Here is a 14,124-nt window from a genome sequence, read left to right as displayed (position 1 = left end):
TCATTTTTAACAGCGAACTCGTCTTTCTATTAGGACACAGCCAAAAGTTCCGGCTCATGCTCTGAAAGACCAGCAACCACAAATTGCGCATGAAGCAGTTTCACCGCTCGCTTATGGTCAGATTCAGCTACCAATAAGCATAGACATTGCGGCAAATGTTGCACCTTGTGGACAACAATTCCTTCACCAGCCAGTGTCGCTAACATCGCCTGCTCGCACTCCGTTGCAGCATTTCCAACGACGGATAATGTCGCTACATTGTCAATATGATGTAGTTCGTCACTGTGCGCTAGCTTTAGCTGTGCCAGATCTGCATCTGACACCACAACATGTGAAGAATTTGTTTCATCCATCACATTATTCCATAACTGAGAAGCAATGCCACCACTTTGCCAAATCATTTTTTCGGCTTGTGAAGCAAGCGAAAACAAGTGTTGGTTTGCCAGTACAGCGATGCCTGCTATTGATGTCTGATTATCAGACTTCATCTGCACTAAAGTCCCTTGTGTTGTTCTATCATCTTCAAAAGAAGAGAGAACACGCAAAGGGACTTGATGCTGATACGCATACTCTACCGATTGGAGCTGCAAGACTTTGGCCCCCAAACGCGCCAATGTCGTCATGGTTTCAAAGTCCACCACATCTAGTCGACGTGCCTGCGGCTCAATGCGAGGGTCCGTGGTATAGACACCATCAACATCAGTAAAGATTTGACACTCATCGGCCTTTAACGCACTTGCTAATGCGACTGCACTAGCATCCGAGCCGCCGCGACCGAGAGTGGTAATGTTTCCTTGGTTATCGCGACCTTGAAAGCCAGCAACAATCACAATATGGCCATTATCTAACAGGGATTGAATACTCTCAGTAGAGATCTTATCTATCTCAGCGTTGTTAAAACCGCCTCGCGTCGTAATACCAACCTGATCCGCTGTCATTGACGTTGCGGCAAAACCCTGTTTGTTGATAGCCATGGCTAATAAAGCCATAGATACCTGCTCACCAGCAGACAGCAAAACATCGAGTTCACGCGCCATTGGCACTTCATCGATCTGCTTTGCTAATCCCAGGAGACGATTTGTCTCGCCTGACATTGCTGAAACGACAACCACTACCTGGTGTCCCTGCTGATGAGCATTAATCACTCGCCGAGCGACGGCCTCTATTCTGTCGATGGAACCCACAGAGGTTCCACCAAATTTCTGGACGATCAGTGCCACTTACTTATCTTCTCCTAAAAAAGCTTATAGCTTTTCAGTTAGCCATGGAGTCACAGATTCCAGTGCTGCAGGCAGTGCTGCAACGTCTGAACCACCGGCTTGAGCCATATCTGGACGGCCGCCACCTTTGCCTCCCACTTGCTGCGCAACGAGATTCACTAACTCGCCCGCTTTAACTTTACTGGTTAGGTCCTTAGTCACGCCGGCAATCAAACCTACTTTGTCGCCGCTTGCATTGCCAAGTACCACAACCCCACTACCGAGTTGGTTTTTAAGCTCATCAACCATGCCACGCAGTGCTTTGTTATCGGCACCTTCAAGTTTCGCCACCAGCACTTTGACACCATTAATGTCTTTCGCTTGATTCACAAGGCCTGCACTTTCTTGTGCAGCAAGCTTGTCTTTCAACTGCTGAATCTCTTTTTCCAGAGCTTTGCTGTGCGACACCAATGCGCCCACTTTCTCAACCACAGACCCTTGATCTGACTTGAGCAGAGATGCGGCATCAATGAGGTTTTGCTCTTGTGCATGAAGTGCGTTAATCGCGCCTTGACCAGTTACCGCCTCAATTCGGCGGATACCTGCCGCGATCCCGCCTTCCGACACAATTTTAAATAGGCCGATATCACCCGTATGCTTCGCATGAATACCACCACACAACTCGGTAGAGAATTCACCCATGCTCAACACGCGTACTTCATCGTCGTACTTCTCGCCAAACAGGGCCATTGCACCTTTTGCTTTTGCGGCTTCGATATCCATCACTTCAGTTTGGATAACGTGGTTGATACGAATCTGTTCATTAACCACGCGCTCTATCTCACGCAGCTCTTCCGGTTTCACTGCTTCTAGATGAGAGAAGTCAAAACGCAGTCCGTCGGCTTTTACCAACGAGCCTTTCTGCGCCACATGCTCACCAAGAAGATTTCGCAATGCCGCATGCAATAAGTGGGTGGCTGAGTGGTTTAAACTAATTGCCGCACGGCGCTCTGCATCAACTGATGCAGTAACGGTTTCGCCAACACTTAAAGCACCTTGGGCTTGCTGACCTTTGTGGCCAATCGCGCTACCAAATTTTTGTGTATCTTCGACTTTAAAGCCCGCAATGTCACCGGCATCACCACATTGACCACCTGATTCCGCGTAGAACGGCGTGTTATCCAGCACAACAAGACCGGACTCACCTTCATTCAAAGTATCAACAGCTTCGCCATCACGGAATAGAGCGACAACCTTAGCGTCACCTTGTGTCGCGTCGTAGCCACAGAAAGCACTCTCGCCGTCCACTTTAATCGCGTCGTTGTAATCAACGCCAAACTGACCTGCATCACGTGCACGTTGACGTTGCGCTTCCATTGCGACTTCAAATGCAGGTTCATCAATCGAGAAACCTCGCTCACGAGCGACATCATTGGTCAAATCCGCGGGGAAACCATAGGTGTCATAGAGTTTAAATACGGTTTCACCGTCAAGGACTTTACCGTCAAGTGCGTCTAACGCTTCAGTAAGAATCGCCATACCGCGATCAAGTGTACGTCCGAAATTCTCTTCTTCAATTTTCAGTACTTTCTCAACGACCGCTTGCTGCTTTTTCAGTTCTTCACCGGCGCTCCCCATGATTTCCGCCAGTGGACCAACGAGCTTGTAGAAAAAGGCACCTTGTGCACCAAGCTTGTTACCATGACGAACGGCACGACGAATAATACGGCGTAACACATAACCACGCCCCTCGTTTGATGGCATCACACCATCAACAATTAAGAAGGCACACGAGCGGATGTGGTCGGCAACAACGCGCAGTGACTGATTAGAAAGATCATCGTGACCGATAACTTTAGCCGCTTCTTTGATCAACGTTTGGAAAACATCAATTTCATAGTTAGAGTGCACGCCTTGCATGATCGCAGCAATACGCTCAATACCCATACCGGTATCGACTGAAGGCTTAGGCAGCGGCTCCATAGTACCGTCTGCTTGACGGTTAAACTGCATGAATACGTTGTTCCAGATCTCGATAAAACGGTCACCATCTTCTTCTGGTGTACCCGGGCGTCCACCCCAGATGTGGTCGCCATGATCATAGAATATTTCGGTACATGGACCACACGGGCCAGTATCACCCATCTGCCAGAAGTTGTCTGACTCGTAAGCTTTACCACCTTCTTTATCACCAATGCGAATAATACGATCGGCAGGAATACCCATCTCTTTGTTCCAGATCTCGAACGCTTCGTCATCCGTCTCATAGACTGTGACAAGTAAGCGGTCTTCTGGCAGCTTCAATGTTTCAGTGAGAAATTCCCAAGCATATTTGATCGCATCTTGCTTAAAGTAATCACCAAAACTGAAGTTCCCCAGCATCTCGAAGAAAGTGTGGTGGCGTGCAGTGAAACCGACATTTTCAAGGTCATTATGCTTACCACCAGCTCGAACACAGCGCTGCGCCGATGTTGCTCGGGTGTAATTACGTTTTTCTAATCCTAAGAAGGTATCTTTGAATTGGTTCATCCCGGCATTTGTAAACAACAAAGTTGGATCATCGGCTGGAACTAGCGATGAACTGTCTACAATTTGGTGTCCTTTGCTTTCGAAAAACGTAAGAAACGCGCGGCGTATCTCGTCTGTGCTCATGTACATAGGCATTTCCTGAAAAACGGCATATTTATTGATCAACAAAGCCGCGGGCGAATGTGCAAAATTCAACCGCGACGATAAGAATTAGCGCTATTGTAAAACAGCCAGCGTCAATATAGGAGGGAAAAAAACATCAATAGGCTAATTAATGCAGCTTTTCAGAGGCAATTTCGCCCAAGATTAATTAAAGTCGACATTGGCGAAAGCGTATCATCACTCCCATCGTAGTCTAGTCGCTATCACATTGGTGTTAACCTGCACATAGTAACATCGCAAATTGGCAGCCCCGAATGGCAAAATGAAGATAGTGGTGCACAACCCGCCGTTGCCACTTGAGTATCGAAAATCCAAGTGAAACGCGATGACTTAATGGGAAAAGTGGCGCTGAAAAGAAAATAGCGCTAAAGCGAGAGTTGCTCTAGTGCGTAGTTGGACTGTTCAAAGTCAAAGCCACGATATTGCAGAAAACGAAAGCGTTTTGCTTTCTCTTTCATTTCAACTTGACGATCTTTCGTCCGTTGGACCTGCGAGCCAAACTTGCGTTGCGCAGTGACTCTGGCTTGTTCAAACCAATCGATATCGAGATCTAAAAACATCTCTTGGATTCGGCTATCCGCAATACCTTTTTGCTTAAGAGATTGTTGAATACGTTGAGGCCCCCACCCTTTGTTAATGCCATTACGCAACATCAACTCACAGTAGCGACTATCATCGAGGTATCCATATTCTTTACAGCGGGTCAGAGCGTCAGTAACCTCTTCGAAGGCAAACCCTTTACTAAGCAATTTACTCCGTAGCTCTTTCTCGCCGTGGTCACGGCGGGACAATAGTCCCACCGCAGCCTCATAAGCTGATTGCTTCATGCTTAGAATGCTTGATCTTCAGCGGTATCGGCTTGCTCGCCATCAGCGTCTTCCTGAAGTTCTGGTTTTTGCAGCAGCAAGTCACGCAATTTCTTATCGATCTCTTGTGCAATCGCAGTATTCTCAGCAAGAAACTTACACGCATTCGCTTTACCTTGGCCAATCTTATCGCCATTGTAGCTATACCATGCACCCGCTTTTTCAACCATTTTATGCTTAACCCCAAGGTCAACCAACTCACCTAGTAAGTTAATGCCTTGGCCATAAAGAATCTGGAAGTCTGCTTGCTTAAATGGCGCTGCCACTTTGTTCTTCACTACTTTCACGCGCGTTTCGTTACCTACAACCTCGTCACCATCTTTGATGGCACCAGTACGGCGAATATCAAGACGCACAGACGCGTAGAACTTCAGTGCATTACCACCGGTTGTTGTTTCAGGATTACCAAACATGACACCGATCTTCATTCGGATCTGGTTGATGAAGATCATCAAGGTGTTTGAGTTTTTGATGTTACCGGTCAGCTTACGCATCGCTTGCGACAACATTCGTGCCTGAAGACCCATGTGAGAATCACCCATCTCGCCTTCAATCTCAGCTTTTGGCGTCAATGCGGCAACGGAGTCAACAATGATCACGTCAACAGCACCAGAGCGTGTCAACGCATCTGCGATTTCAAGTGCTTGCTCACCAGTATCTGGTTGAGAGACCAGCAGGTTATCGATATCAACATTCAGCTTGCGCGCATAGACGGGATCAAGCGCGTGCTCAGCATCGATAAATGCACAGGTTTTACCTTGTTTTTGCGCTTCGGCGATCACTTGCAGTGTGAGTGTCGTTTTACCCGAAGATTCTGGACCGTAAATTTCAACGATACGGCCGTATGGAAGACCACCAACACCCAGTGCGATATCTAACGACAACGAACCGGTAGAAACGGTTTCAATGTCCATGGTACGATCATCACCCAGACGCATGATCGACCCTTTACCAAATTGCTTTTCGATTTGACCCAGCGCCGCAGCCAGTGCCTTCTGTTTGTTGTCGTCCATTCGACTCTCCACACTACGTTCTTGTTTAATGCTGATCATTATACTGTCTATTCATACAGTGTCTACTGGTGATTGCGGATTTTCTGCACCAATAGTACAAGATGTTGATTTTAAATCATTTTAATCAGGCTTTTTAACGCATACTCAATCGCTTCAGTCCTAACCTGTGCCCGATCACCAGCAAATATACAGGTAGTGACTGTACTTTCACCCTGTCGGGTTGCAAAACCAAAGCACACCGTTCCAACCGGCTTTTCGTCTGAACCTCCACCGGGTCCCGCTATACCGCTTATTGCGACACTGATATCTGCGTGAGAGCGCGACAAAGCGCCCTGTGACATCTCTTCGACAACAGGCTCACTCACTGCTCCAAACTGAATGAGCGTGTCAGCCTTTACACCTAGCATTTCCATTTTTGCTTCATTGCTGTAAGTCACAAAGGCGCGATCAAACCACGCTGAACTCCCAGCAATGTCAGTGACAGCTGTCGCTACCCCACCGCCAGTGCAAGATTCAGCTGTCGCCAGTACCCAACCTCTGTCAGCTAAGGCTTTGCCGAGTTGTTGACTCAATCTCTTATGAACCATCCTTGCTCCTATTAAAAAGCGCTCAGAAAACGGTATTCTGAGCGCTCATCGTATGAATCGCAATCCCTAACCAGATTTAAACCCTACTCAGCCTCAATAATGTATTCACCTCGTTGTGACTCCGCAAAATACTGCGCTATTTTTCCCTCTGCACGCAATGTCGCTAAACCTCGATTGAACTTCTCCACTAACAAGGCACCATCTGCCACTTTCTTAGAAATCATCAGATACATATCAGGGTTTTGAACATGCTTGGGATGATAGGTCACACGGTCCACTTCCTCAGGATGGGTAAGATGAAGTGCATAAAAACCTTGGTCTATTGTTGTCAGCACAATATCCAATCGGTTGCCTCGCAACAGCTTTGTCATATTTTGTGCATGAGACAACACGCGTTCGGTGGTGATGTCACCATTTTGGTCTGCCTGATCAAACTCATCACTGTAGGCATACCCTTGCATTGCGCCTATTCGATATCCAGCAAGATCAGCCATCGATGACCAATCAAAAGGACGCGATTTTAAATGAAAGAACACCCGCGTTTTCTGAAAAACAGGCTCTGAGTAGTAAAAGTGCGCTAACCGCTCCGCTTTTTTAGTTGCGTATCCCACCCCATCTAGTTCACCACGTAAAATATAGCCATAAGCCCGTTTCCAAGACATAAAGTGAAATTTCACGTCAATCCCTTCCAAAGCAAATGCTTCAACAACAATTCTCGAGACAACGCCATAGTGCTTGAGGTTTTCTGCTTGATAAGGGGGATAGTTCCCCGCGGTTAAATTCACCACCCGCCTATTTTCCGCCAAAGCGAACGTTGTCATTAGGCAAAACAACGTAAACGTCATCACTCTCAGCATGTCGACACCCGAATTGATCACATAGTCAATTAAGCGTAGTGACTCAGATGCCACATCAATGCTTCTAATTTGGGACAAACAAAAAAGCAGCGGCCAATTGACCACTGCTTTTTACTGACGATTCACTAGGCTCAAGCAACCTCAAAATACTTGAGCACAAGCACCTTAATCACTGATGGTTTGTTGCAACGCTAGCTTAAGCTCTTTCTCTGCTTCAGCAATCACACGCTGGGCATGCTCTCGCTTCTCACGCCCTTCTTTCACTCTCGACAAGGTATTGTTCAATGTTTCAATGGTTAACTGGTTCACGGTTTGTAATGAGTCGAGATCAAGCACACCACGTTGATAGTTTTCGGCAATTTGCTCTTCCAGTACTTTCAGCTTTTCCGCGTTCTGTACGTACTGCTGATTGGTGTAATCTTTCACCGCACGCGTTACCTTCAATGCCTTCTCTTTCTCAAAGTTTGAGATAGCAATCAAGAACTGTCGTTTCCACATAGGTAAGGTGTTATGGACGATATCCTGAATATCTTCCATCATGATCTGATTACCCTCTTGAGATAAACGGATCTGTGGCGCGGTCTGAATTGCTGCCATACGTGAAAGCTCTAGGTTGTGAACGCGTTTTTCTAAACGTGCAACGACCTGCTGCGCGTCACGGTGAGCCTGTGCCTCCAAGGCGTCACCAGACTCTTGCGCCGCTTTCAGCAGCACAGGTAGATGCGCTTCTTTGAGTTGATGAATTTTCCAACGCCCCGCTTCGATGTATTCTTCTAACCCTTTCAACAAAGCCAAGTTTTCATCATATAGTGTGTCCAACTGACGCACATCATGGGCTAAACGCACCGACTGCGCTTCCAGCGACTTGGTTAACTCCTCAAGGTGACTCTTCACTGAATCAAAGCCTTGCGCAAATTTCTTAAATCCGCAAAAGAGCTCACCAATTAAAGGTAAACGAGACAAGAACGTCGACTTATTAACCTCATCAAACTGAGAGCCATCCATTGTCGCAATCATCGACTGCAACATTTCACCTGCATCTCCTGCATCTCGAAGCCGAACGTTTTCTAACACCGAATCGGTAAAGTCTGTCAAACTTTGCTGAGCTTCTTTACCGAAAGTGATGGTCGAGACACTATCATAAGGGTCGAAGGCATCCGCAATCGCAACAATGGCATCCGCGGGCAGCGCCATTGGCATATGCTCTTCTTTGTGTTCTTCCTGTGGGACAGGTTGTTGGATATCTTCCATGCCAGGCTCCTTACTGAGCTTGTTAAATTAGTTATATTGCGGGAAGCGCTCCCAAAGCGTTTCGAATCTTGCCAAATACTTGCCCACGAAGCGGGGGTCATCGGTCAAGGTAATATCTTCTTGATTATATTTTGACGCGCTTCTCGTCCAGTTAAAGCTGCCATTAATCATTCGCTGACCATCAAAAATCGCGAACTTATGGTGCATATGGTAGTTGGTATCATCGATCTTAATCGGGACACCTTTGCGGGCGAGATAGTCGATATCGCTACCTCGGTCATGGAGCTTCTCGGCATCGGTCACTAATCGAACTTTCACGCCACGCTCATGAGCGCGCAAGATTTCTTTGCTGAGATCATCATCTGCGATAGTAAAAACACAGATATCAATGCTGTGTCGAGCGCTACGCAAATGCTGAGTGATACCATTTGCGCACGCCCGCCCCGGAGAGAACCAACTCTCAGCAATGACAGGTTCTGCACTCGGTCTTGAGTTGTCTAACACCTTAACAATCCGCTCTAGCCAACGCACTATCATCGCAGGATCCCCGCCTTCGCCGAGTGCTTGCTGCGCCAACCTAAAGGTGTGATTACGAATAAAGCCGCGATCTTCATCGGCCATATCCAGATCACTGAGTGTAGCGCTCAACTCTCGCCGCTCACTGTCATCCAATTTAAAGTCGTCTAATGATGTTGTGATCCACTCAGCTAACTGATGTTTGTTCATCCTTGAGTCCTCTAGCAAAAATGCCCACAGCTTTCACTGTGGGCAAAGGGTTAGCACGCTATTCGCCACGACGCATCGCAGCAAACTGCTGATTAAGCGCAGCCAATTGCTGCACCACCTGACCGGCTCTGTCTTCTTCATCTCCCAACATTTGGCGACGTTGATAACCATCTCTGATTTCTTGCCAACGCTGTTGTTGATCGTCTGACATCGCTCCGCGCAGTTCAGCCAGTTTGAGGAGGTTATCCTCAGTGCCGCTCGTCAACGTTTGCGCTTCACCTTGGTAGTGATCTTGTAGTAACGTCTGCAATTCGTCATCCGTCATCACTGACGAGATCTTTTCAGCCAGCTTATTCATGTTTCGGTAAGAACCTTGAAGCTTAAACGGTGGTTCAACCCGATACTCATCAGCGGTTGCTGCAGAGGCAATATACTGCTGATTTACCTTCAACACCGTTTGTTGCACGGTGATCAGACGTTGCAATGTCGCAACGATATCACCAGCCTCAATGGCGGAATAAGCATGACTCATTTCGCTCAAGGCAATGTTGTCGCCTCCCGCCATGTTCACGAAACGATAGAGATCATCAAGATCACGTGTCGCCAACGGTGCAAGAACAGGATTTGACGTCAATGAGTTCTCAATAAAGCTGAGTTCAAAGGCGGTTTTCTGGTCAGAGAGCATATCACCAAGGTTGTAGATATCCGCGCGGTTAGCCAGCATGTCAGGGATACGGAACATCTCTCCAGATTCGGTATAGGGGTTACCCGCCATCACCACGGCAAACTTCTTACCACGCATGTCGTACGTTTTTGTCTGTCCGTTCCACGTACCTTCAATACGACGGGTACCATCACACAAAGAGATAAACTTCTGTAAGAACTCAGGGTGTGTATGCTGAATATCATCGAGATAGAGTAATACGTTGTTCCCCATTTCGAAGGCGAGGTTGATCTTTTCGACTTCACGCGCCGCATTTTGATCAGGCGCATCGGCCGGATCTAGCGATGTCACCTGATGGCCTATAGACGGGCCATTGATCTTCATGAAGACCAAGCCCAGCTTCTGAGCAACATATTCGATCAGGGTTGTCTTACCATACCCAGGTGGGGAGATAAGCAATAACATCCCCATCAAGTCGGTACGTTTACTGTCGCCTAATGCACCCATCTGCTTGGCAAAGTTATCGCCTATCAGGGGTAAGTAGCTGTCACTGATCAACTTGTTACGCACAAATGAAGTGAGCGGGCGCGGCTTAAACTCTTCCAAACGGAATTGAGATTTTGCCTCATTGAGCATATCGGCGCGCGTTTTTAAGTAGGCTTCAAAACCCGGTAATGTCACACGATTATGATGCTCGCCGCGCTTCAAGAAATCGTCTAACACTAGGGTTAGCTTGCCACCATCAAGACGGCGATGATCACCCAACAACCCTTCAATATGCACTGATAGTGAGAAATCAACCGTGCGCATCGCAATGCTTGAGCTGGCTTTCCAGGTCGCGATCGCAGCAGCTTCAACCACAAAACCTTGTCCAGTGCCTTCACGCTCACTGTAAGCAGAAAGCCATTGTAGATGGTCAGCAAACGCTGCTTGAGGAGGCAACTCACTTGGACGCCATCCCAAACTTCGTCGGAACTGCAAATAGTCTTCACTCAGATTATGGGCATCTAAACCGACCGCGATATCTTGCAGAGGTTTTGCGAGTAGCTGAATGAGGTAGTCTGACACATCACTCGCCGTCACACCGTCTGGTAGCGTAATCTGTTTTTCGAGATCTTGCTGCAGTGCCTCATAGGCCTCGCCCGCGTGCAGGTATTCTTTAAGTTGCTGCGCATTGTTTGCAGCTTGCTGCCACTGCGCTAACTCCGCGTCATTCAGCCCTAACAACCAAAGGAGTGCGGCAGCTCGTTCGCCTTGCCCGAAACGCAACAAGCCCGCTTGTTCATAAATGGGCAGCAGGGCTTCCAACATTTTCGCGGCATCATGGTCATGAATCCCCTTAACATAGCCTTCTTGATAACGTGGCGCCGCGACTTGTTGTACCAGGTTAAGTAATTGGCCTTCTTTACTCGCAACAAGTAGTTGAGGTAGGCCATACTTTTCAGGCTCCGCCTCAATCAGAGTAAACATCAAATACGCAAGGTATTCACCGCGATACAAACTCGGTGTTTCAGAGGCAACGTCTAACTGTGAAAGGCTCTGCAGTTGCAGGAAGGTTTCGTCGGTGATCGGTTGATAAAAGTCGGTGCCCGAAATATGCAGCGACAATTGGTTGTTGTTGTCAATCAATGACAGATCGAGCGATTGCTGATTCACACTGAATCGATGCTTACCAAGACGCAGTACCTTGCCGCCTTGTTCAAAGATATCTTGATTGTCGCGCAATGCGCGCAATGACTGATCTTTTAGCGACTTCAGTTTACTTTCAACACTGTCCGCTTTAACGCTATCTCCCAACTCTCGAATCGACTCCGCGAGCTGATTTACTTTAATCACCATCGCATCGGTTGAGAAGTAGCTATTAAGGCCGGCGACATCTTCAAAACGCGAAACACGTTTTTCTACGCTGTTGAGCGTGACGTTCGCAGCTTGGAGCAAGTTTTGTACTCGGCGCTGCTGTGCGGCAACGAGCTGTTGCTTATGGTTTTCAAGTGTCGATTGAATTTCATCGCGTTTGGTATAGATTTCACCGAGAAATTCATCAAAATCCGCAAAACGGGATTCGAGCTTCTCTAACTGACCTATCAATTTCGCTAATTGGTTATCACACTCCTCAGGCGATGTCGCTTGCTCCATCGCACTGCTAACAGATTGTGACAGCAACTTAAATTGCGCGCTAAACTCTGCTTTTACTTCGTCGTTTTGCAAGCTTTCATGTCGGATACGCAGTTTCGCAGAAACTGTGTTCAACATGGTCGTCACTTCCGTAGTGAGATCGAGGATCCGTGTTGCTTGTGTCGGATCGTCGGTTTCTATCTCAGTCACTTCTTCTGAGACAAGGGCAAGCTCATCACGAAGTTTTTCAACTTCCTCTTGCAATGCTTGCAGTTCAGCGGTTTTATCCACCTCAACCAGTTGGTCTTCAATCTTAGTGATGGCAACCTTAAAAGGCTGGTAAGCCTCTTCTTTTTGCAACAGAGAAAGCAGCAGCTCATTGAGGTATTGACGATGCTCATCAAGTTCGGCCAACAGCGTATCAACAGCCTCAACATCAACATAATGCTGTTGCTGCAAGACCATGGTGCTCCCCGTCTGTTGCTTTAACTCAGCAAGCAAGGTTAGCAGCGCTTTCGCATCATACTTAGGGGCCAGTTTGATCTTGCCTGTAAGCTGATGAACCGCCGCAGACTCTGTTTCCAGAGCTTCCAATGCATGCGCTTGCATCTGCAACACTTTGGCAAACTCATCAATGATCTTATGCGATGTATCCATCACAGCGTGAATCGCATCACCAATGCCATTGGCATAGTCATGATTTAGCCAATGATAGTGATCTAACGTCGCTTGTGATTGCTTCAGCAAGGCTTCATAAGCCGCTTGTGTGACCTCTTCTGTCTGCGCTAAATGGCATACCGAGAGCACGGAAGACAGCGCTCGAACCAGTTCAGCATTACCGAGATTAAACAGCGGACTGGTTTTATCGCCCGCACTTTGGTGCGATGTGTAGTAATCCTGCGTTGAGAACGGCGTCTCCCAGATCCGTAGCGGATGGATAGTAGAGGCTTCAGCGTTATCTGAAACTTGAAACACCAACATGCGGCCATCGGAGTAGAGACTCAAGCCGTGACTATCAAGCGGCGCAGAAAAGCGCTTCTCAATCATGTTATAGGTGTAAATAACATAGTAACCATCACGAATATTGAAGAAGACATAAAGCATATCTTCACCATTGGGTGACGCGATGCGTTGGAAGAAGCGTAAGTTCTCCCAATCCATGTCTAGCTGCTTACTTTCGCCGTTAGTGAGCACATAACCGTGTGAATAGAGAATACCGTGATCTTCAGGTAGTGATTTCGCTGACACCTGTAATGCATCGACACGAATCACTTTTTGCGTCAACGGATTAAAAATGAAGTAACGGTACTCTTTTTCTCGGTTTGGTAGGATCTTTAAGGCAATCAAATCGCCAATAAACGCATACTCAATGTCCGCATCAGCCACACTTTGGTGAAGATCTTCAACCGGCTCGTTGTAGATCCCTTTTCCGTCTTCCGTATTATCTTCCACTTTAATGGTAAGATCGCCGCCGACACACTCAACAAAGAGCTTATCTTTGATCGAGACGTGCGGGTGAGTCCCTAACAGGTGATCGGCTCGCGTTGTTGGTGTCCACTCAAAGTCATGTTGCTGCGCACCTTGCAATGTCTGGTGGCCATTGGCATCGAGGTACTCAACCGAGTTTTTATTTAATTGGAATCGGAAAACCTTCCTGTCTTCCGCGCGCATACCGATTTGGAATGCAATGTAGAGAACATTTTCTTGTCGCGCGATCTGCGACAATTTGGCATCACTGTAATATGTAAACAGTTCATTCAATTCATGTAAGAAACGTTCGTCGGCAAGAAAACTCTTATCGACTGGCAAAGGTTCTACCCGGAACATGCCTTCGTTTTCATGAAGTTGATAAAGACCGAATACATCAGAAAGCGATGGGCTCGCTTTCATGCCAACGGTAACTTGATAACCAAACAACAGCTGCCCATTCACTTGCGCCATATCGACAGGGATACAACGCGCTTCAGTCTGGACATTGGCTTTACCGATAAGGTCTAGCTCTTGGCCACCAAAGACCTCTTGGCGATCCTGGTTAAACTGTTGGGCAATGGATTTTAGATGGCTGCCTTGTTGAAGAAGGCGATTCTTGAGGACTTCATATGCGCCGCCTTCGGTGACAGCCTGAGAAGTGGTTTCTGACATGCTGATACCTTTA

General features: G+C 47.4%; 9 protein-coding genes. All 9 read right to left on the bottom strand.

The genetic code is table 11. The features are described 5' to 3' along the window. Positions 1–29: 29 nt before the first annotated feature. The 9 genes from TSUB_RS03140 to TSUB_RS03100 all read right to left on the bottom strand — a co-directional run bounded on the left by TSUB_RS03140 (position 30) and on the right by TSUB_RS03100 (position 14,111). A complete protein-coding gene (locus tag TSUB_RS03140; protein ID WP_087018117.1) occupies positions 30–1,220 on the bottom strand; it encodes an aspartate kinase in 1,191 nt (396 codons plus the stop codon). 24 nt (positions 1,221–1,244) lie between these two features. Beyond that, complete coding sequence (gene alaS, locus TSUB_RS03135) at positions 1,245–3,857, bottom strand: alanine--tRNA ligase (RefSeq protein ID WP_087018119.1); 2,613 nt, start codon at positions 3,855–3,857, stop codon at positions 1,245–1,247. A 398-nt stretch (positions 3,858–4,255) separates the two neighbouring features. Next, on the bottom strand, positions 4,256–4,717 hold the full coding sequence (locus TSUB_RS03130) for a regulatory protein RecX (protein ID WP_087018121.1): 462 nt from the start codon (positions 4,715–4,717) through the stop codon (positions 4,256–4,258). A 2-nt stretch (positions 4,718–4,719) separates the two neighbouring features. Then, a complete protein-coding gene (gene recA, locus TSUB_RS03125; protein WP_087018123.1) occupies positions 4,720–5,769 on the bottom strand; it encodes a recombinase RecA in 1,050 nt (349 codons plus the stop codon). 110 nt (positions 5,770–5,879) lie between these two features. Continuing rightward, entirely contained in the window at positions 5,880–6,356 is a 477-nt protein-coding gene (gene pncC / locus TSUB_RS03120; protein WP_087018125.1) for a nicotinamide-nucleotide amidase, read from the bottom strand. Positions 6,357–6,439: 83 nt separating this feature from the next. Beyond that, positions 6,440–7,267, bottom strand: coding sequence for a substrate-binding periplasmic protein (locus TSUB_RS03115; RefSeq protein ID WP_087018127.1), 828 nt, complete (start codon positions 7,265–7,267; stop codon positions 6,440–6,442). Between the two features lie 111 nt (positions 7,268–7,378). Then, positions 7,379–8,413 (bottom strand): toxic anion resistance protein, encoded by a 1,035-nt coding sequence (locus TSUB_RS03110; protein WP_087018139.1) that lies wholly within the window; start codon positions 8,411–8,413, stop codon positions 7,379–7,381. Positions 8,414–8,491: 78 nt separating this feature from the next. Further along, complete coding sequence (locus TSUB_RS03105) at positions 8,492–9,190, bottom strand: phospholipase D-like domain-containing protein (protein ID WP_087018129.1); 699 nt, start codon at positions 9,188–9,190, stop codon at positions 8,492–8,494. A 58-nt stretch (positions 9,191–9,248) separates the two neighbouring features. Next, positions 9,249–14,111 carry a DNA repair ATPase gene (locus TSUB_RS03100; RefSeq protein ID WP_087018131.1) on the bottom strand — a complete coding sequence of 1,621 codons (4,863 nt, stop codon included), beginning with the start codon at positions 14,109–14,111 and terminating at the stop codon, positions 9,249–9,251. Positions 14,112–14,124 lie beyond the last annotated feature (13 nt).

The sequence above is a fragment of the Thaumasiovibrio subtropicus genome, from assembly GCF_019703835.1.
Lineage (GTDB): Bacteria > Pseudomonadota > Gammaproteobacteria > Enterobacterales > Vibrionaceae > Thaumasiovibrio > Thaumasiovibrio subtropicus.
The sequence above is the reverse complement of the archived record's forward strand: the minus strand, read 5'-3'. Positions and strand labels throughout refer to the sequence as shown.